Annotated in this window: 29 protein-coding genes; 20 read left to right on the forward strand and 9 right to left on the reverse strand. The window is 71.1% G+C overall.

Features of this window, described 5'->3' with window-relative positions:
- Positions 1-42 precede the first annotated feature (42 nt).
- The 13 genes from KBX71_RS25910 to KBX71_RS25970 all read left to right on the forward strand — a co-directional run bounded on the left by KBX71_RS25910 (position 43) and on the right by KBX71_RS25970 (position 10,200).
- Positions 43-843 carry a helix-turn-helix transcriptional regulator gene (locus tag KBX71_RS25910; RefSeq protein ID WP_372431739.1) on the forward strand — a complete coding sequence of 267 codons (801 nt, stop codon included), beginning with the start codon at positions 43-45 and terminating at the stop codon, positions 841-843.
- Positions 840-2,270 carry a Fe-S cluster assembly protein SufB gene (gene sufB, locus KBX71_RS25915; RefSeq protein ID WP_210820440.1) on the forward strand — a complete coding sequence of 477 codons (1,431 nt, stop codon included), beginning with the start codon at positions 840-842 and terminating at the stop codon, positions 2,268-2,270. The genes KBX71_RS25910 and sufB overlap by 4 nt, the downstream gene beginning before the upstream one ends.
- Positions 2,271-2,327: 57 nt before the next feature.
- Positions 2,328-3,470, forward strand: a complete 1,143-nt coding sequence (sufD, locus tag KBX71_RS25920) for a Fe-S cluster assembly protein SufD (RefSeq protein WP_210820441.1) — start codon at positions 2,328-2,330, stop codon at positions 3,468-3,470.
- Complete coding sequence (locus KBX71_RS25925; protein ID WP_091403693.1) at positions 3,470-3,796, forward strand: non-heme iron oxygenase ferredoxin subunit; 327 nt, start codon at positions 3,470-3,472, stop codon at positions 3,794-3,796. Before sufD ends, KBX71_RS25925 begins: the two co-directional genes overlap by 1 nt.
- Entirely contained in the window at positions 3,796-4,569 is a 774-nt protein-coding gene (gene sufC, locus KBX71_RS25930) for a Fe-S cluster assembly ATPase SufC (protein ID WP_210820442.1), read from the forward strand. Before KBX71_RS25925 ends, sufC begins: the two co-directional genes overlap by 1 nt.
- A 20-nt stretch (positions 4,570-4,589) precedes the next feature.
- Positions 4,590-5,894: a cysteine desulfurase gene (locus tag KBX71_RS25935; RefSeq protein ID WP_210820443.1), complete on the forward strand. Its 1,305-nt coding sequence runs from the start codon at positions 4,590-4,592 to the stop codon at positions 5,892-5,894.
- Positions 5,894-6,367: a Fe-S cluster assembly sulfur transfer protein SufU gene (gene sufU, locus KBX71_RS25940; RefSeq protein WP_091403700.1), complete on the forward strand. Its 474-nt coding sequence runs from the start codon at positions 5,894-5,896 to the stop codon at positions 6,365-6,367. The genes KBX71_RS25935 and sufU overlap by 1 nt, the downstream gene beginning before the upstream one ends.
- A gap of 67 nt (positions 6,368-6,434) precedes the next feature.
- Positions 6,435-6,881, forward strand: coding sequence for a metal-sulfur cluster assembly factor (locus tag KBX71_RS25945; RefSeq protein ID WP_210820444.1), 447 nt, complete (start codon positions 6,435-6,437; stop codon positions 6,879-6,881).
- A gap of 203 nt (positions 6,882-7,084) precedes the next feature.
- Entirely contained in the window at positions 7,085-7,684 is a 600-nt protein-coding gene (locus KBX71_RS25950) for a TIGR03086 family metal-binding protein (RefSeq protein ID WP_210820445.1), read from the forward strand.
- A gap of 396 nt (positions 7,685-8,080) precedes the next feature.
- Positions 8,081-8,713 (forward strand): LysE family transporter, encoded by a 633-nt coding sequence (locus tag KBX71_RS25955; RefSeq protein ID WP_210820446.1) that lies wholly within the window; start codon positions 8,081-8,083, stop codon positions 8,711-8,713.
- Positions 8,714-8,776: 63 nt separating this feature from the next.
- Positions 8,777-9,424 (forward strand): acVLRF1 family peptidyl-tRNA hydrolase, encoded by a 648-nt coding sequence (locus KBX71_RS25960; RefSeq protein ID WP_210820447.1) that lies wholly within the window; start codon positions 8,777-8,779, stop codon positions 9,422-9,424.
- Positions 9,425-9,520: 96 nt separating this feature from the next.
- On the forward strand, positions 9,521-9,832 hold the full coding sequence (locus KBX71_RS25965; protein ID WP_210820448.1) for a muconolactone Delta-isomerase family protein: 312 nt from the start codon (positions 9,521-9,523) through the stop codon (positions 9,830-9,832).
- A gap of 2 nt (positions 9,833-9,834) precedes the next feature.
- Positions 9,835-10,200 (forward strand): SgcJ/EcaC family oxidoreductase, encoded by a 366-nt coding sequence (locus tag KBX71_RS25970; protein ID WP_247684130.1) that lies wholly within the window; start codon positions 9,835-9,837, stop codon positions 10,198-10,200.
- Between the two features lie 984 nt (positions 10,201-11,184).
- On the opposite strand, the gene KBX71_RS25975 is transcribed toward KBX71_RS25970, so the two are convergent.
- Positions 11,185-12,096 carry a neutral zinc metallopeptidase gene (locus tag KBX71_RS25975; protein ID WP_210820450.1) on the reverse strand — a complete coding sequence of 304 codons (912 nt, stop codon included), beginning with the start codon at positions 12,094-12,096 and terminating at the stop codon, positions 11,185-11,187.
- A 263-nt stretch (positions 12,097-12,359) separates the two neighbouring features.
- Here KBX71_RS25975 and KBX71_RS25980 point away from each other — a divergent pair, with 263 nt between their 5' ends.
- Complete coding sequence (locus KBX71_RS25980) at positions 12,360-13,964, forward strand: ABC-F family ATP-binding cassette domain-containing protein (protein WP_210820451.1); 1,605 nt, start codon at positions 12,360-12,362, stop codon at positions 13,962-13,964.
- Positions 13,965-13,985: 21 nt separating this feature from the next.
- Here the strand turns inward: KBX71_RS25980 and KBX71_RS25985 are convergent, their stop codons facing one another.
- Positions 13,986-14,585: a cadmium resistance transporter gene (locus KBX71_RS25985; RefSeq protein WP_210820452.1), complete on the reverse strand. Its 600-nt coding sequence runs from the start codon at positions 14,583-14,585 to the stop codon at positions 13,986-13,988.
- A 216-nt stretch (positions 14,586-14,801) separates the two neighbouring features.
- Between KBX71_RS25985 and KBX71_RS25990 the strand changes: the two genes are divergently transcribed.
- The 3 genes from KBX71_RS25990 (at position 14,802) to KBX71_RS26000 (ending at position 17,934) form a co-directional block, all read left to right on the forward strand.
- On the forward strand, positions 14,802-15,029 hold the full coding sequence (locus KBX71_RS25990; RefSeq protein ID WP_007462679.1) for a helix-turn-helix domain-containing protein: 228 nt from the start codon (positions 14,802-14,804) through the stop codon (positions 15,027-15,029).
- Between the two features lie 46 nt (positions 15,030-15,075).
- Entirely contained in the window at positions 15,076-15,843 is a 768-nt protein-coding gene (locus KBX71_RS25995) for an enoyl-CoA hydratase/isomerase family protein (RefSeq protein WP_210820453.1), read from the forward strand.
- A 114-nt stretch (positions 15,844-15,957) separates the two neighbouring features.
- Positions 15,958-17,934, forward strand: coding sequence for an ABC transporter ATP-binding protein (locus KBX71_RS26000; protein ID WP_210820485.1), 1,977 nt, complete (start codon positions 15,958-15,960; stop codon positions 17,932-17,934).
- Between the two features lie 14 nt (positions 17,935-17,948).
- On the opposite strand, the gene mug is transcribed toward KBX71_RS26000, so the two are convergent.
- From mug to KBX71_RS26030, 6 genes are all read right to left on the reverse strand, one after another.
- Positions 17,949-18,515, reverse strand: coding sequence for a G/U mismatch-specific DNA glycosylase (gene mug, locus KBX71_RS26005; protein WP_210820454.1), 567 nt, complete (start codon positions 18,513-18,515; stop codon positions 17,949-17,951).
- Positions 18,512-19,273 carry an SDR family oxidoreductase gene (locus tag KBX71_RS26010; RefSeq protein WP_210820455.1) on the reverse strand — a complete coding sequence of 254 codons (762 nt, stop codon included), beginning with the start codon at positions 19,271-19,273 and terminating at the stop codon, positions 18,512-18,514. The genes mug and KBX71_RS26010 overlap by 4 nt, the downstream gene beginning before the upstream one ends.
- Entirely contained in the window at positions 19,258-19,803 is a 546-nt protein-coding gene (locus KBX71_RS26015) for a hypothetical protein (protein WP_247684131.1), read from the reverse strand. The genes KBX71_RS26010 and KBX71_RS26015 overlap by 16 nt, the downstream gene beginning before the upstream one ends.
- Positions 19,800-20,618: a DUF692 domain-containing protein gene (locus tag KBX71_RS26020; RefSeq protein ID WP_210820456.1), complete on the reverse strand. Its 819-nt coding sequence runs from the start codon at positions 20,616-20,618 to the stop codon at positions 19,800-19,802. Before KBX71_RS26020 ends, KBX71_RS26015 begins: the two co-directional genes overlap by 4 nt.
- The gene (locus KBX71_RS26025) at positions 20,615-21,547 is read right to left on the reverse strand and encodes a TIGR04222 domain-containing membrane protein (protein WP_210820457.1); all 933 of its coding nucleotides are present in this window, start codon (positions 21,545-21,547) and stop codon (positions 20,615-20,617) included. The genes KBX71_RS26020 and KBX71_RS26025 overlap by 4 nt, the downstream gene beginning before the upstream one ends.
- 81 nt (positions 21,548-21,628) lie before the next feature.
- Positions 21,629-22,201: a TetR/AcrR family transcriptional regulator gene (locus KBX71_RS26030; protein WP_030337284.1), complete on the reverse strand. Its 573-nt coding sequence runs from the start codon at positions 22,199-22,201 to the stop codon at positions 21,629-21,631.
- Positions 22,202-22,278: 77 nt separating this feature from the next.
- On the opposite strand from KBX71_RS26030, the gene KBX71_RS26035 reads away from it, so the two are divergent.
- From KBX71_RS26035 to KBX71_RS26045, 3 genes are all read left to right on the forward strand, one after another.
- Positions 22,279-23,139 (forward strand): carbon-nitrogen hydrolase family protein, encoded by an 861-nt coding sequence (locus KBX71_RS26035; protein ID WP_307847317.1) that lies wholly within the window; start codon positions 22,279-22,281, stop codon positions 23,137-23,139.
- A gap of 65 nt (positions 23,140-23,204) precedes the next feature.
- Complete coding sequence (locus KBX71_RS26040; protein ID WP_210820459.1) at positions 23,205-23,849, forward strand: HAD family hydrolase; 645 nt, start codon at positions 23,205-23,207, stop codon at positions 23,847-23,849.
- A 196-nt stretch (positions 23,850-24,045) separates the two neighbouring features.
- On the forward strand, positions 24,046-24,978 hold the full coding sequence (locus KBX71_RS26045; protein ID WP_210820460.1) for a serine protein kinase RIO: 933 nt from the start codon (positions 24,046-24,048) through the stop codon (positions 24,976-24,978).
- A gap of 44 nt (positions 24,979-25,022) precedes the next feature.
- On the opposite strand, the gene KBX71_RS26050 is transcribed toward KBX71_RS26045, so the two are convergent.
- Positions 25,023-25,271: a DUF2630 family protein gene (locus KBX71_RS26050; protein ID WP_124821979.1), complete on the reverse strand. Its 249-nt coding sequence runs from the start codon at positions 25,269-25,271 to the stop codon at positions 25,023-25,025.
- Positions 25,272-25,423: the final 152 nt, after the last annotated feature.

Consider the following 25,423-nt stretch of genomic DNA (forward strand, 5'->3'; position numbering starts at 1 on the left):
CCGGGTTTGCGACCCTCCGGGTAATTACGTAACGTTGGCGTTGTGAAAAACGCGGCGGCGCTCTCCGGGCACCAACCGACGGCCGTACCGGCCCTCGGTGCGCCCGTCTCCGCGCCCGCCGTGACCACGTCGACCGGCCTCGCCGGGTCGGCGGCGGCCGAGATCTCCACCCGGGATCGGGTCACCCAGTTGCTGCTGGAGCAGGGTGCCACCACCGCCGCGCAGCTTGGCGCGGCGCTCGGGCTCAGCCCGGCGGCGATCCGCCGACACCTGGACGCGATGCTCGCGGACGGTGACGTGTACGCCCGCGAGCAGACCGTGCAGGGCAGTCGCGGTCGGGGGCGCCCGGCCAAGGTGTTCCTGTTGACCGAGGCCGCCCGGGTCCGCTGTGGCACACACCACTACGACAACATGGCCACCGCCGCGCTGCGGTGGATCGCCCGCAGCGGCGGTTCGGGCGCGGTCGAGGCATTCGCCACCGAGCAGGTGTCCGCGCTCGAGTCCCGTTGTCGGACGGCTATGGAGGACGCCGGCGACGAGCCTCTCGCCCGAGCCGAGGCACTCGCCGCAGCGCTCACCGCCGAGGGTTACGCTGCCAATGCGACCACGATCGCCTCCGGCGGCCAGCTCTGTCAGCACCACTGCCCGGTGGCGCACGTGGCCGCCGAGTTTCCCCAGCTGTGCGAGGCCGAGACCGCGGTTATCTCCCGTCTGGTCGGCACCCACGTGCAGCGTCTGGCCACCATCGCGCACGGCGACGGGGTGTGCACAACGCACATCCCGACCCAGCCGAGCCGCGTTCAATCAGGTAATCCCGTCACCACTGTGAGGACAGATAGATGACCGAGCAGATCGTCCAGCCCCTGACCCAGGAAGAGCAGCTCGCCGCCCTGGGCCGGTACGAGTACGGCTGGTCCGACCCGGACGCCGCCGGGGCGGTCGCCCAGCGCGGCATCAACGAGGCCGTGGTGCGGGACATCTCGGCCAAGAAGAGCGAACCGGCGTGGATGCTCGACCTGCGGCTGAAGGGCCTGCGGCTGTTCGGCCGTAAGCCGATGCCGGCCTGGGGCGCGGACCTCAGCGGGATCGACTTCGACAACATCAAGTACTTCGTGCGGTCCACCGAGAAGCAGGCCACCAGCTGGGAGGACCTGCCCGAGGACATCAAGAACACCTACGACCGGCTGGGCATCCCGGAGGCGGAGAAGCAGCGGCTGGTCGCCGGTGTCGCGGCGCAGTACGAGTCCGAGGTCGTCTACCACAAGATCCGTGAGGACCTTGAGGAGCAGGGCGTCCTCTTCCTGGACACCGACACGGCGCTGCGCGAGCACGAGGACGTCTTCAAGGAGTACTTCGGCACGGTGATCCCGGTCGGCGACAACAAGTTCGCCGCCCTGAACACCTCCGTGTGGTCCGGTGGCTCGTTCATCTACGTGCCGAAGGGCGTGCAGGTGAAGATCCCCCTGCAGGCCTACTTCCGGATCAACACGGAGAACATGGGCCAGTTCGAGCGGACGCTGATCATCGTCGACGAGGGTGCGTACGTGCACTACGTCGAGGGCTGCACCGCGCCGCTCTACTCCTCCGACTCGCTGCACAGCGCGGTCGTGGAGATCATCGTCAAGAAGAACGCGCGCTGCCGCTACACGACCATCCAGAACTGGTCGAACAACGTGTACAACCTGGTCACCAAGCGCGCCGTCTGCCACGAGGGCGCGACCATGGAGTGGGTCGACGGCAACATCGGCTCCAAGGTGACCATGAAGTACCCGGCGGTCTACATGACCGGCGAGCACGCCAAGGGCGAGGTGCTCTCGGTGGCGATGGCCGGCGAGGGCCAGCACCAGGACGCCGGCGCCAAGATGGTGCACGCCGCGCCGCACACCTCCTCGAACATCATTTCCAAGTCGATCGCCCGTGGCGGCGGCCGCACCTCGTACCGGGGTCTGGTGCAGGTGCTGGAGGGTTCGCACCACAGCCGGAGCACTGTCAAGTGCGACGCGCTGCTGGTCGACACCATCTCCCGCTCGGACACCTACCCGTACGTCGACATCCGCGAGGACGACGTGTCGATGGGGCACGAGGCGACCGTCTCGAAGATCAGCGATGACCAGCTCTTCTACCTGATGAGCCGGGGTCTGAGCGAGGACGAGGCGATGGCCATGATCGTGCGCGGCTTCATCGAGCCGATCGCCAAGGAGCTCCCGATGGAGTACGCCCTGGAGCTCAACCGTCTGATCGAGCTTCAGATGGAGGGCGCGGTCGGCTGACGCCGCCCGCCCTACCGAGCACCTGACACCGTCGTCGTAGAACAGACCAAGGAAGAAATGACTACCCAGGCTTCCGCGCCGCCCAGCACCAAGTCGCAGGCGCTGCGCTCGTACGACGTCGCCGACTTCCCGGCCCTCACCGGCCTGGAGGAGGAGTGGCGCTTCACCCCGCTCAAGCGCCTCCGCGGCCTGACCAACGAGGCGCCGGCCGCGACCGGCGCGGTCCGACACGAGTACGGCGACCTGCCCGAGGGCGTCGCCATCACCCGGGTCGGCCGTGACGACGAGCGGGTCGGCAGCGTGCTGACCCCTGTCGACCGGGTCAGCGCGCTGGCCTACGGTGCCGCCGCGGACGCCCTGCTGCTGCGGGTGGCTCCCGACGTGGTGCTCGGCGAGGCGGTGCGCCTGCGGGTGGTCGGCGAGGGCGTCGAGCAGCCGTCGTTCGGTCACACCTTCGTCGAGGTGGGCCGGTTCGCCGAGGCGACAGTGGTCCTGGAGCACGTCGGGTCGGCCACCCTGGCCGACAACGTCGAGGTGGCCGTGGCCGACGGCGCGAAGCTGACGCTGGTCACTGTCGCCGACTGGGCCGACGACGCGGTCCAGGCCCAGCACCTGAAGATCAAGCTGGGCCGGGACGCCAGGGTCATCCACATCCAGGTCTCCCTGGGTGGCGATCTGGTCCGGCAGTTCACCAGCGTGGAATACACCGGGCGCGGTGGAGAGGCAGAGCTGTACGGCGTCTACTTCGCCGACTCGGGCCAGCACCTGGAGCACCGGCAGCTGGTCGACCACAGCGTTCCGGACTGCCGCAGCTACGTCGGCTACCGGGGTGCCCTGCAGGGCGAGAGCGCGCACACCGTCTGGGTGGGCGACGTCCTCATCCGGGCCGAGGCGACCGGCACCGACACGTACGAGATCAACCGGAACCTGCTGCTCACCGACGGCGCGCGGGCGGACTCCGTACCCAATCTGGAGATCGAGACCGGCGAGATCGCCGGCGCCGGCCACGCCAGCGCGACCGGCCGCTTCGATGACGAGCAGTTGTTCTACCTGATGGCCCGGGGAATTCCGGAGAGTGAGGCCCGCCGGCTGGTGGTCCGTGGCTTCTTCGCCGAGCTGATCAACAAGATTCCGGTGGAGTCGCTGCGCGAGAGCCTCGGCGACGCGATCGAGGCCCGGCTGACCAAGGCGGGCGCTTGATGATCCGAATCTGCTCCACCGAGGACGTGCCGAAGGGCACCGCGATCAGCGCGGACGTCGACGGCACGCCGATCGCCCTGGTGCATGGCGAGGACGGCGGCTTCTACGCCGCGTACGACGAGTGCTCGCACGCCTCGGTCGCGCTCTCCGAGGGTGAGGTCGATGGCTGCACGCTCGAGTGTTGGCTGCACGGCTCGCGCTTCGACCTGCGCACCGGTGAGCCGACCGGCCTGCCCGCCACCGAACCCGTTCCCGTCTACCCCGTCGAAGTCCGCGACGGCGACATCTACCTCAGCCTGACGCCGAGTAATGGAGTGACCCGATAATGAGCACCCTGGAGATCCGCGACCTGAAGGTGTCGGTCAAGCTGCCCGAGGGTGAGCTCAAGCCGATCCTGCATGGGGTAGACCTGGAGGTGAAATCCGGTCAAACCCACGCGATCATGGGCCCGAACGGCTCCGGCAAGTCCACCCTGGCGTACTCGATCGCCGGTCACCCCAAGTACGAGATCACCGGCGGCACGGTGACCCTCGACGGCGAGGACGTGCTGGCCATGACGGTCGACGAGCGCGCCCGCGCCGGCCTCTTCCTGGCCATGCAGTACCCGGTCGAGGTGCCCGGTGTCTCGGTGGCGAACTTCCTGCGGACCGCGAAGACCGCCATCGACGGCGAGGCGCCGAAGCTCCGTACCTGGGGCGGCGAGCTGCGCGGCGCGATGGAGCGCCTCCAGATGGACCCGGCGTTCGCCCAGCGCAACGTCAACGAGGGCTTCTCCGGCGGTGAGAAGAAGCGGCACGAGATCGTCCAGCTGGAGCTGCTCAAGCCGAAGATCGCGATCCTCGACGAGACCGACTCCGGTCTCGACGTGGACGCGCTGCGCGTGGTCAGCGAGGGCGTCAACCGGGTCCGCGACAACGGCGACACCGGCGTGCTGCTGATCACCCACTACACCCGGATCCTGCGCTACATCAAGCCGGACTTCGTGCACGTCTTCGTGGCCGGCCGAATCGTCGAGCAGGGCGGCTCGGAGCTGGCCGACAAGCTCGAGGCCGAGGGCTACGAGCGGTACGCCGCCGGGGCCGGCACGGCCAAGGCCTGAGCGGGAGAGGCGCTGCCGAGATGACCAGCATCGCGATCCCTTCGGGGATGCCGCAGTACGACGACGTGCCGCGTTTCGACGTGGCCCGGGTGCGCGCCGACTTCCCGATCCTCGATCGGGAGATCAACGGGCACCCACTGGTCTACCTCGACAGCGCCAACACCTCGCACAAACCGCGCCAGGTGCTCGACGTGCTCGACGAGCACTACGCGCGGCACAACGCCAACGTGTCGCGCTCGGTGCACACCCTGGGCACCGAGGCCACCGAGGCGTACGAAGGGGCGCGGGCGAAGATTGCCGCGTTCATCAACGCGCCGAGCGTCGACGAGGTGGTGTTCACCAAGAACTCCACCGAGGCGATCAACATCGTGGCGTACGCCTTCTCGAACGCCTCGCTGCGCCCGGACGCCGACAGTCGGTTCCGGCTCGGTCCGGGCGACGAGGTGGTGATCTCCGAGATGGAGCACCACTCGAACATCGTCCCGTGGCAGCTGCTCTGTGAGCGGACCGGCGCGACCCTGCGCTGGTTCCCGGTCACCGACCAGGGTCGGCTGGACGAGTCGGGCCTGGAGGATCTGGTCACCGAACGGACGAAGATCGTCTCGTTGGTGCACATGTCCAACATCCTCGGCACCGTCAACGCCACCTCCCGGATCACCGCGCGGGTCCGCGAGGTGGGTGCGCTGCTGCTGCTGGACTGCTCGCAGTCGGTGCCGCACCTGCCCATCGACGTGGTCGACCTGGACGCCGACTACATCGTCTTCACCGGCCACAAGATGTGCGGTCCGACCGGCATCGGCGTGCTCTGGGGTCGGGGTGAGCTGCTGGCGGCCATGCCGCCGGTCTTCGGCGGCGGCTCGATGATCGAGACGGTCACCATGGCCCGGTCCACGTTCGCCGCGCCGCCGGCCCGCTTCGAGGCGGGCACCCCGCCGATCGCCGAGGCGGTCGCGCTCGGCGCGGCGGTCGACTACCTGACCGGCATCGGGATGCCGGCCATCCAGTGGCACGAGAAGGAGCTGACGGCGTACGCGCTGGACGCTCTCGGCTCGGTGCCGGACCTGCGGATCTTCGGCCCGACCGTGCCGGTCGGCCGGGGTGGCACCATCTCGTTCGCGCTGGGTGACCTGCACCCGCACGACGTGGGTCAGGTGCTCGACTCGCTCGGCGTGCAGGTGCGGGTGGGCCACCACTGTGCCAAGCCGGTGTGCAGCCGGTTCGGCGTCCCGGCCATGACCCGGGCCTCGTTCTACCTCTACACCACCACCGAGGAGATCGACGCTCTGGTGGCAGGTCTGGAGCAGGTGCGGAAGGTGTTCGACTGATGCAGCTCGACCAGCTCTACCAGGAGATCATCCTGGACCACTACAAGCGCCCACACGGGCGTGGCCTACGCGACGCCGACGACCCGGGCGACCAGGTCGCGGAGGCGCACCACGTCAACCCCACCTGCGGTGACGAGGTCACCGTCCGGGTGGCCACCGACGGCACGGTGCTGCACGACATCTCGTACGACGGGATGGGCTGTTCGATCAGCCAGGCCTCGGCGAGCGTGCTGCACGAGTTGCTGCGCGGTCGCGGCGCTGGGGAAGCATTCGAGGTGCACGAGGCGTTCGTGGAGTTGATGTCCGGACGTGGTCAGGTCACGCCGGACGAGGACGTGCTCGGTGACGGGGTTGCTTTCGCGGGTGTGGCCCGTTACCCCGCCCGGGTCAAGTGCGCGCTGCTGCCGTGGATGGCGTTCAAGGACGCCGCAGCACGCGCCGGTGTGGGCGTGAGTCCGGAGGTGAAGGCGTGACGGTGCGTCAGCGAGCCAATGACACAGTGGTGCCCTGTGGCATCACACAGCGATGCGGAGGGACGGCATGAGCGAGAACATCGCTACCGAGGCGACGCCGGAGGCCGGTGACACCACAGTGGTGCCGCAGACCGACGCCGCGACGACCGATGGCACCGGTGACGCCGCCGCCCCTGCGGGCGGCGTCAGCAAGGCCATGATCGCCGACATCGAGGAGGCGATGAAGGACGTCGTCGACCCGGAGCTCGGCATCAACGTGGTCGACCTGGGCCTCGTGTACGGCGTACACGTCGATGACGAGAACGTCGCCACCCTGGACATGACGCTCACCTCGGCGGCCTGCCCGCTGACCGACGTCATCGAGGACCAGACCCGGCAGGCGCTCACCACCGGCCCCGGCGGCGGCCTGGTCAACGACATCCGGATCAACTGGGTGTGGCTCCCGCCGTGGGGGCCCGACAAGATCACTGACGAGGGTCGGGACCAGCTCCGTTCCCTCGGCTTCAACGTCTGACCCGACTTCGTCCTACCTTCGTCGAGCGCGGTGCCCGTTTGGGCGCCGCGCTCGATCTGTTGTGCCTCGATGCGAATCAGTAGTGGAACGGATCGTTCCGGTCTGCTAGTCTGATTGCAGAACGGAGCGGAATATTCCGTTCACAAGCGAGTGGGTTCGCTCGCTTGGCGGGGTCGGCGGAAAGGGTCGGGACAATGGGTGAGATGGCAGCTGGACAGTGGCGGGTCGTGCTCGACGAGGCGCACAAGGCACTCCGGACGACCGCCGAGGGAATCCCGGCCGACGCCTGGGACCTGCCCACCCCGTGCGAGCGGTGGACGGTCACGCAGGTGCTCCAGCACGCGACAGGTGACCAGACCGCCTTCGCGGCGGCGATCGTCGGCGGGGCGGGGCCGTCGGAGGACCCGTTCGCCCCCTCCGGTCGGATCGAGGGCGACAAGCTCAGCGGGCTGCGCGCCGCCCTCGACGCGTCCGCCCACGCCTGGGCGGGCGTCGCCGACGACGATCCGCAGGTACGGACGCCGCTGCCCCAGGGTGCGCTGCCGGCCGAGGTGGGTGCCGTCGCGTGCGCCCTCGACGCGGCGGTGCACGCCTGGGACATCGCGGTGGCCACCGGTCAGCCGTCCCCGCTCCACGACGACCTGGCCCGCCCCCTGCTGGAGGTCGCCCGGCAGATCGTCGAGCCGTTGCGGAACTACGGCGCGTACGCCGCGGCGCTCGACGCCGGCGCGGAGGCCGACGACGTCAGCGCCCTGCTCGCCTACCTCGGCCGCGACCCCCGGTGGGCCGGCGTGCGGCGCTGACCGCTCGACCGACCTGAGATCGCGGTCGATCATTGATGTAGTGGCCTCGGTGCGTCGCCGAGGCCACTACATCCTGGTTCGGGCGTGACCTTGGCGGCCGTGGACACCCCAAACCCCGCTCCGGGTCCGTCCGGGCCGGGGTTCGTCGTCAAGATCCGCGCAATATCGGGGATGTTGCTGTCTCTGGCTTGTCGGAGGCAGCAACATCGGGGAAGTTGCGGAGATCTTGGCGCGGGGCGCGGGGCGCGGGGAAATTCGGTGGCGGGGGTGCCGGTTTGGCGCGCAGGATGCGCGTGTGATTGAGGCGTACCCGATGCAGGTCCCTGTCCGTGCGGCGACTGCCGTGCGTCGACAGCGGCCGCTCCGGGGACGAGCCTCGACCCGCCACCGACGTCCGTGACCGGGGCGTTCCTCGCCGGCCTGGTCGCCGGTTACGGCGTCGCCATCCCGGTCGGCGCGATCGCGATCCTCATCCTGGGGCTCAGTGCCCGTACCTCGTTCCGGGTCGGTGCGGCCGCGGCGCTCGCCGTGGCGACGGCCGACGGGCTCTACGCGGCCGTCGCCGCGCTCGGCGGCGCTGGCCTGGCCGACGTCATCGCGCCGGTCGCCGGGCCGCTGCGGGTGGTCGCCGCCGTGGTCCTGTTGGGGCTCGCCGGGCACGGCCTCTGGCGGACGTTGTCCGCGCACCGCTCGCGGCGGTCGCCGACGGCACGCGCCGGTCGGGGCATGAGTACTCCGGGGCGGGCCTACGCGGCGCTGCTCGGGTTGACCCTGCTGAACCCGATGACGGTGCTCTACTTCACCGCGCTGGTGCTCGGCCGTCGGGACACGGCCGACCCGGGCATGCTCCCCGTGGCGCTGTTCGTGGCCGGTGTCTTCCTGGCGTCGGCGAGCTGGCAGTTGGTCATCGCCGGCGGTGGCACGGTGGTCGGTCGGGCGCTGACCGGGCCGCGTGGCCGGCTGGTCACCGGCCTGCTCTCCAGCGCGCTCATCGCCGCGCTGGCGGTGGCTGCGGTCCTGCCGGGCTAACCGTGCTGGATCCGCGTGCCGCCCGGGGGTCCGGACGGGCCCGCTGTGCCGTACGGTCGGGCGATGACCAGTCGACCCGCAGCCGGCGGAGGCCGGTGGGTCGAGGTCGACCCGGCCCGCGTCGGCCGCTGGGTGGAGGGCTTCGCCGACCGGCACGGCCCGCCCATCACCAGCGCGCGGGAGTACGGCCTGCTGCTCGCCGCCCCGGACGGGGCAACCGCCGAGCTGTACGCCCCACCGGGTGCGCCGGCCGGTGTGGATGTGGACGGGTTCGTGGCCGCCGCCGTCATGCCCCGCCGGATCGGCCTGCTGCTGGCCCGCAAGGGCGCGGTGGCGATCGGGGTGGCCGCGGGCGCCGACCTCGTCGTCTCCAAGGTGGACACCCGGTACGTGCAGGGGCGCACAGCGGCGGGGGGATGGTCGCAGCACCGGTTCGCCCGTCGGCGCGACAACCAGGCGAAGGCTGCGCTGGGTGACGCGGCGGACCTGGCCGTACGGCTGCTGTTGCCGGAGGCGGCGAAGCTCACCGCGCTGGTCTGCGGCGGTGACCGGCGGGCGGTGGACGGGGTGCTGGCCGACCGGCGGTTGGCGCCGCTCGTGCCGTTGCGGGCGGAGCGGTTGCTCGACGTGCCGGAGCCCCGGCACGTGGTGCTGGTCGCGGCGGTGGGCGCGGCCCGGTCGGTGCGGATCCTGGTGCGTGACCCCGACTGACCTCGGCGTTCGGCGGCGGTGTCGGAGGGGGAGACGACCGCCACGCGAAACGGGGTTCCCGGCGTGCCGCCCGGCCGGTGGTCGGAGGATGGGCGCGTGGAGTTTCTGGTTGACATGGTGACGACGGTGCCGCGGGGAACCTCGGACGACGGGGTCGCCGACATGCGCGCTCGTGAGGCGGCGCGTTCGGCCGAGCTGACCGCGCAGGGCAGTCTCCTGCGGCTGTGGCGGCCACCGCTGGCGCCGGGGGAGTGGCGTACGTGGGGGCTGTTCCAGGCCGACGACGCCGATGAGTTGGAAGCCGTACTCGCGTCGATGCCGCTGCGCGCCTGGCGGCGCGAGACCGTGACGCCGTTGACGCCGCACCCGAACGACCCGGGTCAGCCGCCCCGGCAGCCGGGGAGGTGACCATGGCCAGCAGCGACGAGCAGATCCTGCGGACCGTCCTCGACCGGTGGGCGTCGGCGGTCGACGCCCACGAGCCGGAGCGCGTCGCGTCGTCCTTCACCGAGGACGCGATCTTCCAGGGGCTGCGTCCGTACACCGTCGGCCGGGCCGGGGTCGCCGCGTACTACGCCGCCCAGCCGCTCGGCCTGACCGCCGCGTACGACATCCGGGAGGTCCGCCGGCTCGCCGACGACGTGGTCCTGGGCTACCTGGAGGTCGAGTTCGGCTTCACCGACCGACCGGCGCTAACGGTGTACCTCGGCGTGCTGACGCGACGGGTCGGGGACGTCTGGTTGATCGGGCACTACCAGGTGTCGCGGCGCGACTGAGGGCACCCCGTTCCCCGGATATCTGGACTCAACGGCGTTGGTTGCCTGAAGCAAGGTCATGCTTGCTGGGCGGCAAGCATGACCTCGGGATTTGGCACGAAATCGGCTTCAGTCGTCGGCTCCGCCTCAGGCTTGCCAGGCAGCGCATTCACCGCCATCAGAGCATCAGGTATCGGCGAGCGGGGTTGACAGGCCCTGGAGACAAGCGTTGTATAAACAGCGCGGCACCAAGAGAGCGAATTCCGGTAACGGGATTTCTCGGTCCGGGTGCCGCGCTGGTCGACTACGGCGATTTGTGCACGGGGGGCCGTGGCTCGAGCGACGTCGGTCGTTCCAGGATGTCATGGGTCATCGCAGCGTCTGATGACCTCGGAATTCACCTGGAGGACACGTGTTAAAGGCAATGACCAGGCTTTTCTCGGTCGCAATTATCCTGATGGGTTTGTCCTTGACCGCTGCCTCGCCGGCGGCGGCCTCGGTTGCCCAGGAGCGAACCGCCAAGCCCGCAGCAGAATGTGTTACCGCAGCTCAGGGTTCATCTGACATGGTTCCCATGTTCGAGATCAACCCTTGCGCCGACCTGGACTTCAGTCAGGTCAACGATTGCACCTCCGGCACGTGCTATTCATACTGCTGGGATGTTGTGCACCCGTACACCTATTACTGGTGCGAGAGTCAGAAGAAGAACGTCCGGCATCATAATTGGCTCACCTACCGCACTGGTACTCGTATGCCGAGTGGGTGCACTGGCAGTGTCGCAGCGGCGTAATTCGGAGAACTGACGCAGAAATTGATGGTCGAGAGTAATTGACAGTCCTATGGCCCATTGCTCTCGATCAGCGTGTCTGTCGTCAGGTGCAGTGCCGTTGACGAAGCCTCCCCGTCCCGACGTCTGCACCCGAAACGCTGCCGGGCCTTGACCCGACTGACGGTAAACATGGACGTGGCAGGCCCCGCGGGGCCTGCCACGTCGCTTGTTGAATGTCAGAGCTGGTCGGTGCCGAAGGTGTCGCAGGTCTTCGGGTCGCCCTGATCGTAGCCCCGGCTGAACCAGCGCTTGCGCTGCCCGGACGTGCCGTGGGTGAACTGGTCGGGGTTGACTCGTCCGCCGGAGCGCTCCTGAATGCTGTCGTCACCGATCGCCTCGGCGGCGTCGATGGCCTGACTGACGTCGGCCTCGGTGATCGACTTGAACAGGGGCTTCTCGCCGGTTCTGTCCTTGCTCTCGCTGGCGTGCTTTGCCCAGGCGCCCGCGTAGCAGTCGGCCTGCAACTCTAGCCGCACGGAGGCGGACTTGGGGCCGCTCTGGTCGCCCTGGCCGGCCTGCGCGTTGGTGCCGAGCAGGTTCTGGACGTGGTGGCCGTACTCGTGGGCCAGCACGTACGGCTGGGCGAACTCGCCCTTGGCCCCGAATCGGGTGGCCAGCTCGTCGTAGAAGCTCAGGTCGATGTACACCTTCTGGTCGGCGGGACAGTAGAACGGGCCGACACCCGAGTCGGCCTGCCCGCAGCCGGTGTTCACGGCCTCCTGGAAGAAGTTGGTGATGGTGGGCTCGTACTTGCCATTGCCCAGCTCCGGGTATGCCTTCTGCCAGTACCCCTGGATGCTGTTGACGTAGAGCAGGTTGCGGCAGCGCTCGTCCTGGAGGCGGTCCGGGTTCGCGGTGGAGCACACCTGGTCCAGGTCGTCGCCGGCCTGACCGCCCTCGTCGCCGTTGGTCATCGCGTTGAGGCCGAAGCCGCCGCCGAGCAGGGCGATGAGCACAGCCACCACGATGCCGATGATGCCGCCCCGACCGCCACCTCCCGGGATGGGGATGCCGATGCCGCCCCCGCCGCCGCGACCCAGGTCTTTGGCCTGGGAGGTGTCGAGCTCGGCCCGCTCGTTGAGTTCCATGCTGACCCCGATCGCCGTATGCCGGTGAATGTCGTCTGTGTGTCGTTTTGTCGCGTGAGTGCCGGACGGGGTCCGGACAGGCGTTCCGATACCCGATGATCTTGATCGGTAATCCGGGCGGGACGTCCGACGGCGCCCGGTACACTTGTCAGGTGCTGCGCTGCGAAGGCTGAACCGCCCCGCGCCGTCGGGCCCCTTGAGCCCGCCGGCCGTTTCGCGTGCCCCGAGTCAGCCTTCCGAACCCCGAGAGCGAGCCCGCAAACATGATCACTGCCACCGGCCTGGAACTGCGTGCCGGTTCCCGGATCCTGCTGTCCGACACCACCCTGCGCGTGCAGCCCGGTGATCGGATCGGCCTGGTCGGTCGCAACGGCGCCGGCAAGACCACCACCCTGAAGGTGCTCGCCGGCGAGGGGCAGCCGTACGGCGGCCAGATCGACAAGCGCAGCGCCATCGGCTATCTCCCGCAGGACCCGCGCACCGGTGACCTGGAGGTGACCGGCCGCGACCGGGTGCTCTCGGCGCGCGGCCTGGACGTGTTGATGTCCCAGATGCAGGAGGTCGAGGCCCGCCTGGCCGAGGACGCCAGCGACAAGCTGGTCCGTCGGTACGGCGCGCTGGAGGACCAGTTCGCCGCCCTCGGGGGGTACGCGGCCGAGGCTGAGGCCGCGCGGATCTGCGCCAACCTCGGCCTGCCGGACCGGGCGCTCGCCCAGACCATCGGCACCCTCTCCGGCGGTCAGCGTCGGCGCATCGAGCTGGCCCGGATCCTGTTCCGCGACGCGGGCGAGAACGGCGGCGGCATCCTGCTGCTCGACGAGCCCACCAACCACCTCGACGCCGACTCGATCACCTGGTTGCGGGGCTTCCTCGCCAACCACAAGGGCGGCCTGATCGTGATCTCCCACGACGGCGCGCTGCTGGAGTCGGTGGTCAACAAGGTCTGGTTCCTCGACGCCACCCGGTCGGTCATCGACGTGTACAACCTGGGTTGGAAGGCGTACCTGGAGGCGCGCGAGACCGACGAGCGGCGCCGCCGTCGGGAGCGGGCCAACGCGGAGAAGAAGGCCGGTGCGCTGATGGCGCAGGCCGACAAGATGCGGGCCAAGGCCACCAAGACCGTGGCCGCGCAGAACATGGCCCGTCGTGCCGAGAAGCTGATCTCCGGCTTGGAGGAGGTGCGGGTCGCCGACCGGGTGGCCAAGGTGCGTTTCCCCAGCCCCGCGCCGTGCGGCAAGACCCCGCTCACGGCGACCGGCCTCTCCAAGTCGTACGGTTCGCTGGAGATCTTCACCGACGTCAACGTGGCGGTGGACCGGGGCTCCCGGGTGGCCATCCTCGGGCTCAACGGCGCCGGCAAGACGACGCTGCTGCGGATGCTCGGCGGGCTGCTCAGCCCGGACACCGGCGGGGTGCACGCGGGGCACGGCCTGCGGCTGGGCTACTACGCCCAGGAGCACGAGACGCTGGACGTGGAGCGGACGGTGTTGGAGAACATGCGCGCCGCCGCCGTCGAGCAGTCCGACACCGACCTGCGCAAGATCCTTGGCGCGTTCCTCTTCTCCGGTGACGACGTGAACAAGCCGGCCGGCGTGCTCTCCGGTGGTGAGAAGACCCGGCTGGCGCTGTCCACCCTGGTCTGTTCCGGCGCCAACGTGCTGTTGCTCGACGAGCCGACGAACAACCTCGACCCGGTCAGCCGGGAGCAGGTGCTCGACGCCATCGCCAACTACCCGGGCGCGATCGTCCTGGTCACCCACGATCCGGGTGCGGTGCTGGCGCTCAAGCCGGACCGGGCCATCCTGCTGCCCGACGGCGACGAGGACGCGTGGAGCGACGACCTGCTCGAACTGGTCGAGCTGGCCTGAGCGAGGAGGCTCGGCCTGCTCTCAACCGAGCAGGTCGGCCAGTCGGCCGAGCACACCGGAGCTGACCAGGATCACCAGTCCGATGGCGATGAAGATCGTCGGCACCAGCCAGGCGCCGGCCCGCTCGACCAGGCGGACCACCCTCCGGTGCCCGCCCAGCCAGGCCCCGGCCACGCACCACAGGGCGATCAGCAGCACGAAGACCAGCAGGAACACCGCGCTGTCGGCCACCCCAAGGGCCCGGAAGACGGGTACGTAGACCGCGACGTTGTCGGCGCCGTTCGCGATCGTCACTCCGGCCACGCCGAGCGCTCCGGTGACGACCGTGGGCGTCTCGTCGTCGCCCGAACCCCGCAGTGCGCGTACGCCGAGCGCGATCGGCAGCAGGCCGAGCAACCCCGTCCACGGGTCGGGCACCACCAGGAGTCCACCAGCGATCACCGCGCTGGCCAGCGCGAGCGCGCCGATGCCGAGGTATTGCCCGGCGACGATTTCCCAGGTGCGGGGTTGGCCGGTGGTGCGGGCCGCGACGAAGAACAGCGTCAGGATGACGATGTCGTCGATATCGGTGGCGGCGAAGACCACCGCCGCCGCGCCCGCGGTGCTCAACAGGTCGATCACGACCGAAGGCTACGGGTCGTCGACAGCCGCCAGCTCGCGGCTGTGGTACGCCCGGACGCCGCGGCGGACCCCATCGCCAGGATCACTCTATCGGGAAGCTGACATTGCATAGCGTGTCGGTTGGCGAAGAGTTGATATCTGGCGCATGATCGTCCGAGGCGGTCTAATAGGTGGGACCGTATCCGAACCGCACAGTCTGGGACGTGAGGACACAGCATGGCAGCCACTGGCACAGCCACCAGCACTGAGAAGGGTCGCCGGATCGTCGGAGCCGAGCGTCAGACGCTCGCCAAGGACCTGGTAAAGCGGTACACCTCGGGGGAGAGCATCCGCGCGTTGGCGGCCTCGACCGGCCGTTCCTACGGGTTCATCCACCGAGTGCTCACCGAGTCCGGGGTGCAGCTGCGTCAGCGCGGTGGTGCCCGGCGCCGCAAGAAGGCGTGACCCGCCCCTCAGCGTCGTTCACCAGCGCCGCGCCCCGGGACGTCCGGTGACCGCCGAGGCGACCGGGGTTCGGCTGACCTGCGACGGGCCGGTCGCCACGGTGACGTTGTGCCGGCCCGACGTGCTCAACGCCCAGACGCCCGCGATGTGGCGAGCGATGAGCGACTTCTCCCGTGACCTGCCCGGCGACGTGCGGGTGGTCGTGGTCCGTGGTGAGGGTCGTGCGTTCTCGGCCGGCCTCGATCTCGCGGTGGCGGGCGCCTCCGGCCCGGGGTCGTTCGCCGAGTTGGCCGCGCTGTCCGAGCAGGAGTGCGCCGAGCGCATCGCGGAACTCCAGGCCGGTTTCACCTGGCTGCACCGACCGGACGTGGTCTCCGTCGCGGCCGTGCAGGGCCACGCGATCGGTGCCGGCTTCCAGCTCGCGCTCGCCTGTGACCTGCGAGTGCTGTCCGCGGACGCGAAGTTGTCGATGGCCGAGGTGACCCTCGGCCTGGTGCCGGATCTGGCCGGCACGAAACGCCTCGTCGAGTTGGTCGGATATTCGCGGGCGTTGGAGATCTGTGCGACGGGCCGCCGGTTGGACGCCGCCGAGGCGGACCGGATCGGGCTGGCCACCCTTGTCGTACCCCCGGCCGAGCTGGACGGCGCGGTGCGGGACCTGACCGCCGGCCTGCTCTCCGGGGCCCGCGACGCGGTGGTGGAGATCAAGGCGTTGCTCGCCGGTGCGGGCGGCCGGTCGCACGCCGACCAGCAGCGCGCCGAGCGGGAGGCGCAGACCCGCCGGCTGCGTGACCTCGCCGGCACTGGAGAATAGGTAAGGACCGCACGGGAAGATCCGGGTTACGACCGAGGTTGTCACACTCGTCGGGAGAATTGACCTGACGGTGCGGTCTGCCCGGCGACCCGGAGGTGAGCGATGTCCAACCCGATGTCCGGCGGTGGCATGGTCGGGTGGAGCATGCTCCGGTCGATGCGCAACCGCGACGAGGTCTCCGCCCACCGGCTCAAGCGCGGCGTGGCCCGCCGCATCGTCGCGTTCGCCCAGCCCTACCGGCGCGACATCATCGTCTTCCTGGCCACCGTGGTGTTGGCCGCCATCATCGGCGTGGCCACTCCGGTGCTCGCCGGTGACGTGATCAACGCGATCAACCGGGGCGGCACCGAGGCCGGCCGGCTCGTGGTGCGGCTGGCCCTGTTCATCGCCGCGCTGGCGGTCGCCGACGCGCTGCTGTCGCTGGCCCAACGATGGTATTCCGCCCGCATCGGCGAGGGCATCATCTTCAACCTGCGCACCCGGGTCTACGACCACGTGCAGCGGATGCCGTTGCAGTTCTTCACCCGTACCCAGACCGGCGCGCTGGTCAGCAGGCTCAACAACGACGTGCTCGGCGCCCAGCGGGCGTTCACCTCCACCCTGTCCGGTGTGGTCAGCAACGTCATCCAGTTGGTGCTCACCGCGGCGGTGATGTTCACCCTCTCCTGGCAGATCACCGCGCTCTCCCTGGTGCTGCTGCCGATCTTCATCATTCCGGCGCGCCGGGTCGGTCGACGGCTGGCGGACATCACCCGCGAGGCGTACAACCTCGACGCCAAGATGAGCGCCACCATGACCGAGCGCTTCGGGGTGGCCGGCGCGCTGCTGGTGAAGCTCTTCGGCCAGCCCGAGATCGAGGCCCGCCGGTTCGCCGACCGGGCTGAGCGGGTGCGCGACATCGGCATCCAGTCCGCGATGTACTCACGGACGTTCTTCGTGGCGATGCTGCTGGTCGCCTCACTGGCGCAGGCGCTGACCTACGGTCTCGGTGGCTGGCTCGCGGTGACCGGCGGCGTCAGCGCCGGCACCGTGGTGACCCTCGCGCTGCTGCTCACCCGCCTGTACGGGCCGCTCACCGCGCTGTCCAACGTGCGGGTGGACGTGATGAGCGCGCTGGTCTCCTTCGACCGGGTCTTCGAGGTGCTCGACCTCAAGCCGGGCATCGTGGAGAAGCCCGACGCGGTGCGGGTGCCCCGGGGCGCCGGCCGGGTCGACTTCCGCGACGTGCGTTTCCGCTACCCGAGCGCCGCCGAGATCTCCCTCGCCTCGCTGGAGGAGGTCGCCACGCTCGACCGGACCGTCAACGAACCGGTCCTCAAGGGGGTCTCGTTCAGTGTCGAGCCGGGGCAGATGGTCGCGCTGGTCGGCCCTTCCGGGGCCGGCAAGTCGACACTGTCGATGCTCATCTCCCGGATCTACGACGTCAGCGACGGGCAGGTGCTGGTCGGCGGGGTGGACGTACGCGACGCGACACTCGCCTCCCTGCGCGACGAGATCGGTGTGGTCACTCAGGATTCGCACCTGTTCCACGAGACGATCGCCGAGAATCTTCGCTACGCCAAGCCGGACGCCACCGACGACGAGATCTGGGCCGCACTGGCCGGTGCGCAGGTGGCCGACCTGGTCCGGGCGCTGCCCGACGGTCTGGACACCACAGTGGGGGAGCGCGGCTACCGGTTCTCCGGCGGCGAGAAGCAGCGCATCGCGATCGCGCGACTGCTGCTCAAGGCCCCGTCGATCGTGATCCTGGACGAGGCGACCGCACACCTGGATTCGGAGAGCGAGGCGGCGGTGCAGCGGGCGCTGTCGGTGGCGCTGGCCGGGCGTACCGCACTGGTGATCGCACACCGGCTCTCCACAGTGCGCGACGCCGACCAGATCCTGGTCCTCGACGGCGGCCGGATCGTCGAGCGGGGTCGGCACGAGGAGCTGGTCGCGGTCGGCGGGCTCTACGCCGAGCTGTACCGGACCCAGTTCGCGATCGCCGACTCGCCCACCCCGTTCGTCGACGCGACCGGCCCGGAGCCGGTGGTCATGCCGCTGGGCACCTACCGCGCCGACGAGGTGCTGCCGCCCGCCGCCGCCAACTGACGTCGCCGAGTCGATCAACGGGCCGGTAGTTCCGTCGCGACGCGCAGCTCGGCGAAGGCGAGGCCCAGGGTGACCGGGGTGAAGTGGGCGTTCAGGCCGCTCGGGTTGGGCAGCACCCAGAGCCGGGCGCCGGCCAGGGACTCCGGCTGCGGCCCGAATGTGGCTTTCGGCCGCTGAAAACCGATCCGGTACGCGGTCACCCCCACCACGGCCACCCAGCGCGGCCGGTACCGGGCCACCTTCTCGGTCAGGGTCGCCGCGCCGTCGAGGAGTTCCTCGGCGCTCAGCTCGTCCGCGCGGGCGCTGGCCCGGGCGGCCATGTTGGTGATGCCGAGCCCGAGCGCGGGCAACTCGTCCTGTTCGCTGGGGTGCAGCAACCGGTGTGTGAACCCGCCCCGGTGCAGGGCGGGCCAGAACCGGTTGCCGGGCCGGGCGAAGTGCCACCCGGTCGCGGCCGACCACAGGCCCGGATTGATGCCGACGAAGAGCACCGTCAGCCCCGGCGCGAGGACGTCGGGGATGGTCCGGTCCGCGGCCGCCGCCAGGTCCGCCCGGGTCGGCCGGACCCCACCTGCCGTCACAGGCCGCGCAGCGCGCCGCCGTCCACCGGCAGGGTGATCCCGGTGAGGTAGCTCGCGGCGGGGGAGAGCACGAACGCGGCCACACGGCCGAACTCGGCGGGGTCGCCGAGGCGGCGCAGCGGGATGGTGGCCTCCGCGTCGGCGCGGGCGCGATCCGGGTCGCCGGTCGCGGCGAAGAGTTCCCGGTTGCGGTCGGTCAGGATCCGGCCGGGCAGCAGCCCGACCACCCGGACCCCCCGCGGGCCGTAGTCGTCGGCGATGTCCTTGGCCGCGCCGACCAGGCCGGGCCGCAGGCCGTTGGAGATGCCCAGGCCGGGCACCGGGCCGCGGGCCGAGGTGGAGAGCACCAGCCCGATCGCGCCGCCCTCGGGCAGTACGGCGGCGATCGTGCGGACCGCCCGGATGGTGCCGAGGAAGACGGTTTCGAAGGAGAGCCGCCACTGCTCGTCGGTGATCGCCGCGGCGTTGCCGGCCGGTGGGCCGCCGACCGAGATCAGCGCGCCGTCGAGTCGGCCGAAGTGCTCCTGGGCGGCGGCGACGAGCTGCCCCGGGGTTTCCGGGTCGGTCAGGTCCGCGGTCAGCCCGACGGCGTGCTCCGGGCCACCCAACTGCTGTGCGGCGGTGGCCACCGCCGCCGGGTCCCGAGCCGAGAGCACCACCCGCGCGCCGTCGGCGACAAGGCTCTGCGCGGTCGCGTAACCCAGGCCGCGAGACGCGCCGGTGAGGACGTAGACGCGGTCGGTCAGTCCGAGATCCATAACTTCGATCCTGCCGCATCCGGTAGACCGTCGCCAGGAGGGGTGGGTACCCGTGGGGCGGGGCGCAGCAGGCGTACCCGGCCGACGATCTGGACTGCGACGGCGCCGCCGGCGCGGCCCACCGCCGGCACTCGGCGCGGACGCGGCGCCCGAAGCCCGTCATAGCGCAGGCGCGCCTCACGGACGGCCAACTCCTCGGCGGCCGCCGGGGGGAGCGCGTGCTGGTCGTGCAACGCACGGGCCAGGTCCCAACCGTCGCGCAGTGATCCGGCGGTGGGTCGCCGGGCGGCCCAGTCGGCGAAGGTCCTCGACCACCCGGCGCCGAGGCCGGCGGCGAGCAGTGGCCAGTGCCGGGCCACCTCGCCGGCCCGCTTGCGCAGCAGGGCCGCGCGGGTGGCGGCCAGGGGGCCCGGCGCGAACCCCGCCGGGGGTGGCCCTCCGGCGACCAGCGCCGCCACCAGTTCGGCCTGCCGTTCGGCGAGCCCTGCCCGGGGCGTGGGCATGAGGTCGCCGTCGGGTGCGCCGGTCATGTCACGGCCGGGAAGCCCGCGGCGGCGGCCAGGGCGTCCAGTTCCGCGCGGAGCTCGGCGGCCGGCGGGTAGTGGCCGTCGCGCTCCAGCAGCAGCGCCGGCGGTCGCCGCCGGTCGCAGAGCGCGCCGACCAGCTCCAGCACCTCCGCCGGCACCGGGTCGGTGTGGGTGTCGTGGTAGAAACCGCCGTGCTCGGCGCCGCCGGCCACGTGGGCGTACGCGACCCGCTCCAGCGGCAGGCGGTCCAGCAACGTGAGCGGGTCGGCGCCCCGGTTGCGGGCGTTGGCGTGCACGTTGGCCACGTCCAGCAGCAGCAGTGCCCCGGTCCGGTCGAGGATCTCGGTGAGGAAGTCCGCCTCGTCCAGCTCGTCGTCGGGCCAGTCCACCAACGCGGCGATCGGTTCCAGCGCGATCGGCACCGGAAGCTCGGCCTGTGCCCGCGCCACGTTGGCGCAGACCGCGTCGACGGCTTCCCGGCTGCGCGGCAGCGGCAGCAGGTGGCCGGCCTCCAGGCCGCCCGCCCGGACGAACGCGATGTGCTCGCTGACCAGCGGGGCGTCCAGGCGTTTCGCCACCGCGGCCAGGTGGGCGACCCGGGCCCTGTCGACCGGCTCGGCGCCGCCGAGGGAGAGCCGAACCCCATGCGGTACGACTGTCACCGCGCGTTCCCGCAGCTGCGTCAGGCCGGGCGGGAGCGGCCCGGAGGCGGGCACCCCCTCGGCCACCACCTCGACGAAGCGCAGGCCGGGCAGCTCGGCCACGAAGCCGGCGATCTCCGGACGCCAGCCGATGCCGACGCCGGACGGGCCGGTCATCCGCCGCACCCGCCGCCGCCCCCGCACCCGCCGCCTCCACCGCCGCAGGAGCTGCCGCCGTCTCCACCGGAGCTGTCGCCTCCGCCACCGGACGATCCGTCGGAGCCGCCCGTCCAGCCTCCGTTGCCGGAGATGGCCTGGCGCTGGATCTCGGCCTGCTCGGCGAAGCCCGGGTCGAGCGCCCAGAGCGAGGCGGTGCCGTACAGGGCCACGCCCATCGCCGCGCCGGCCGCTCCGTAGGTGGCGTAGGCCGGCGCGGAGGCGGGCGCGAGGTGGGTGTGTTCGCGGCGGACGGAGCGGAGGGCGGTGCGGCCGGCCCGGGTGCGGACGGGCGCGCGGCCCAGCAGCAGGGCCGCGCCCAGGAGGCCCGCCAGGGTGAGCAGCAGGTAACCCACCGGGCGATCGCTGAACAAGCCGGAGAACAGCCGGAGCACGCCGAGACCCAGGAGGGCCAGCAGGACCTGGTTCCAGAGGCGGGCGCGGGCGCGCTGCGTGTCGTTGGTCAGCAGCCCGCGCTGCTCCAGGCCGTTGCGGATCTGCTCCAGCGCGGTGCGTACGCGCTCGTCCTGCGGCAGGTCCCGGACCCGCGAGTGCCGGTGGGCTGCCCAGTGGATGGCCTGGTCCAGCGGGGTGAGCCCGGACGGGGCGGCACCGACGGTGGTCAGCCGGCGGTCCGGGCGCACGCCGACGGCGCCGCTGCCGCGCAGCCCGCCCAGGGCGGCGTGTACCGCGAGCTGGGGACCACCGTTGAGGTACGCGACCTGCTGTGGTCCGAGTGGATCGAGTGTGGTCTGCGCCGGGGCGGCCAGCAGGCGGATCCGGTGGTACGCCACGATCGCCACCACCACGATCGCCGCCGCGAGGTAGTACCGGAGGAAGGTCGGGCCGGAGATGCCCCAGGTGTCGCCGGAAGCGGCGTAGACGATCATCGACTGCTCCTGTCACCGGAGGGATCGGCGGCCCCATTGTGGAGCAGCGTCGCCACGGGCGACCGACCGGTGTCCGCGTGGTCAGTGGCGGCGGACCGCCTCCTCGACCAGGTCGAGCACCGGGCCCAGGTCACCGGCCGGTCGGCCCATGGCCAGGTGCAGCACCAGGCCGTCGTAGGCCAGCTCCAGGAACTGGGCCAGCACGTCGATCGGTACGTCCTCGCGCAGCACCCCGGCGTCGCGCTGGCGGGCCAGCCGGTCCCTGGTCGCCTCGGCGATCGCGGCGGACCGCTCGGCCCACCGCTTGGCGAACGCGGGGTCGGTGCGCAGCCGCCGGGACACCTCCAGTTGGCTGCCCAGCCAGCCGGTGGTGTCCGGGGAGACGGCGCGGGCGAGCAGATCGCGCATCACCTGCACCAGACCGTTGCGGGCCACCGTCTCGACCATGGCCGCGGCGTCGTCCTCGGCGACGGCCAGGAAGAGTGAGTCCTTGTCGCGGAAGTGGTGGAAGATCGCGCCACGGGACAGGCCGGTGGCCTCCTCGAGGCGGCGTACTGTCGCCCCCTCGTAGCCGAGCCGGGCGAAACACGCCCGGGCCGCGGCGAGGATCTCCTGCCGGCGCGCGTCGAGCTGGTCCTGGCTTACTCTGGGCACACGTCGATCGTCGCAGGTCACCCCGGGGCATGCAAACCGTACGTACGGCTTGGGATGTCGCCGATTACCATCGCCCGGTGACCCAGCCCCGCACCGTGCCCAGCTCCCCGCTGACAGTGGCCACCGTCCAGGCCACCCCCACGCCGGGCGACGTCGTCGGCAACGTGGTCGTCGCCGCCGACCTGGTGCGCCAAGCCGGCGAGCGGGGCGCCCGGGTGGCAGTCCTGCCGGAGTTGTTCCTCTGCGCGTACCACCCGCCGGCCCTCGCCGCCGACCCGGCCGGCACGGACGTCGCGGCCGATCCGGCCGGGATGGTCGCGGATCCCCGGCTCGACCCGCTGCGCGTCGCGGCGCGCGAGGCCGGCGTCACCGCGCTGGTCGGCGCGGCCGTCCGGCACCCGGACGGCCGGCGGACCATCGCGGCGCTGGTGGTCGACCGGGCCGGCGGGGTACGGGTCGGGTACGACAAGCAGCAGTTGTGGGGCGACGAACGGGAGCTGTTCACCCCCGGCGATCGGGGTGCCACGTTGCTCGTCGACGACTGGCGGCTCGGGCTGGGCATCTGCTACGACGGGTGTTTCCCCGAGCACGGCCGGGCCGCCGCCCTCGACGGGGCACACGCCTACCTGTGTCCCAGCGGATACCTGGCCGGCTCCGAGCACCGCCGGGATCTCTACTACGCCGCGCGTGCCCTGGACAACACGATGTTCGTGGTCTTCGCCAACTCGGTCGGCGGCGTCGACCCGTGGCGGTTCAACGGCGGCGCGGCCATCTACGACCCCGAGGGGCGGGTACTGGTCCGCGGGGCCGACGACGGCGCGGCGGTGCTCGTGGCGACGCTGGATCCCGCCGTGCTCGGAGCCACCCGGGCGGCCCACTCGATGCTCGTCGATCGGCTGTCGGAGCAGGGCGGCCCCCGCGTGTCGATGCCTGGCTGAGCCCTTCGACAGGTCAACAGCCGCCGCATCTGTTGGCGGACACGTCGGTCCCGTAGGGTGCCCGAGTGCCACTGCTCCTGCTGGACCTGGACAACACCCTGCTGGATCGGGCCGGGCCGTTCCGCCGCTGGGGTCAGCGCTTCCTGGACAGCATCGGCGCGCCCCACACCGACATCGACTGGCTCGTCTCGATCGACGCCGACGGTCTGACCGACCGCTGGGACCTCGCCGACGCCATCCGGGACCGCTACGAGCTGCGCATTCCCTCGATCGATCTGGTGGAGGAGCTGCACGACGGCGTGGTGGCGCAGACCCGGCTCGACCCGCTGACCGCCTGCGCGCTGCGGATCGCCGACGACGCCGGCTGGGTGCCGGTGGTGGTCTGCAACGGCACCGTACGCGTCGAGGACGCCAAGATTCGTCGGACCGGGCTGGACCAGTACGTCGCCGACTGGGTGATCTCCGAGGAGGCCGGCGTCAGCAAGCCCAACCCGAGAATCTTCGCGCTCGCCGCCCAGCGGGTCCGGATGCCACTGCGGGGGGCGTGGGTGATCGGTGACAGCCCGGAGGCGGACATCGGCGGCGCGGCGGCCGTCGGGCTGCCCAGTGTCTGGCTGCACCGAGGGCGCACCTGGTCGGACGTCCGGTTCGCGCCGAGCCGCACCGTGGACGGGTTGATCGCCGCGGTCGCCACCGTCCTGGCCCGCTGAGTTTCCCGCGCTGGAGGTCGCGTTCAGGCGGCGGCTCGGTAATTCGGTTGACCGCCTGCCGTGGTGGTACGAGCATTGTCCGCGCATGGTGCATCCCGGGCGTGTGTCCGGTTGAGGAGAGGGGGTCGGTCATGGCCGTCTTCGCAGGTCGCTTCCAGCCGCCTATCTCAGCCTCGACCAAGGGAACCTCACCACAGTGCGCGATCATGACCTTCCGGCGCTGGAGCGCCGCAGCCGCGGCAAGAGCCGCTTCGACGACGACGAACCACAGTTTCTGAAGCGCGGGCGGCCCACTGAGCCGCTCGCGGACCCGGACAGCGAGCCCGACCCGGACACCGGCGAGCGCTGGTCGTCCTGGGACGACGCCGTGCACGGGCCACAGCCCCACCCGGCCTGGCTGGTCACCGAGTTGGCCGCCAAGGACACCGAACTGGGTGTGCTGAAGACCGGCAAGGAGGCGGACGTCCACCTGGTCCGTCGGGCGGTGCCCGACACCGACCGGTCCTGCCTGCTCGCTGTGAAACGCTACCGCGATCCCGAGCACCGGCTGTTCCACCGCGATGCCGGCTACCTGGAGGGCCGCCGGGTCCGCCGGTCCCGGGAGAATCGGGCGATGGCCGGTCGGACGGCGTTCGGCCGGCAGATGATCGCCGGGCAGTGGGCAGCGGCCGAGTTCGCCGCGCTGAGCCGGCTCTGGGAGATCGGCGCCGGGCACGACCGGATCGCCGTGCCGTACCCGGTGCAGGTGCGCGGCACCGAGCTGATGCTGGAGTTCGTCGGTGACGCCGAGTCGGGGGAGGCGGCGCCCCGACTGGCCCAGCTACGACCCGACCCGGCCGAGCTGCGTGACCTGTGGGCCCAACTGGTGGAGGCGCTGCGGGTGCTGGCTCGGGCCGGCTACGCGCACGGCGACCTGTCGCCGTACAACCTGCTCGTGCACCAGGGTCGGCTGGTCGTGATCGACCTGCCGCAGGTGGTCGACGTGGTGGCGAACCCGCAGGGGCCGGAGTTCCTGGCCCGCGATGTGCGGGTGGTCGGCGCCTGGTTCGCGGCTCGTGGTCTCCCCACCGAGCAGGTCGATCCCGGCGTGTTGACCGGAGAGCTGCTGCGCGAGGCGGGCCTGCGCTGATCGGAGCGGGTCGGGCGGCCACACCGCCCGACCCGCCGCGTCGGCTACTGCAGGTAGCGCTCCACCTCGGGCTTGGGGCGTTCGCCCTGGGCGTCCGGGTCGCCGTGGGTCTCCCGGGCGGCCCGTCGGCGGCGCAGCAGGTCCCAGCACTGGTCGAGGGACTCCTCCAGCGCGCGCAGTCGTTCGCTGGCGTCGCCCTCGGTGCCCGACTCGTGGGCCTGGGCGTCGGCACGCAGCTTGTGTTCCTCGTCGACCAGCTCGGAGATCCGGTTCAGGATGGTCTTGTCGTCCATGCCACAGAGCCTGGCACAGGGTGCCGGGCATCGCCCGGATTCGGGGGTACCGGTGCGTCAGGCGTCACTGGCCCGCGCCGGCCAGCTCCGACACGCCCGCCTGGTGCTGATGCCGTGGTCGGTCGGCGGCACGCGCCCGTTGCGCCCGTCGC

The organism is Micromonospora sp. D93 (assembly GCF_018070365.1).
Lineage (GTDB): Bacteria > Actinomycetota > Actinomycetes > Mycobacteriales > Micromonosporaceae > Micromonospora > Micromonospora ureilytica.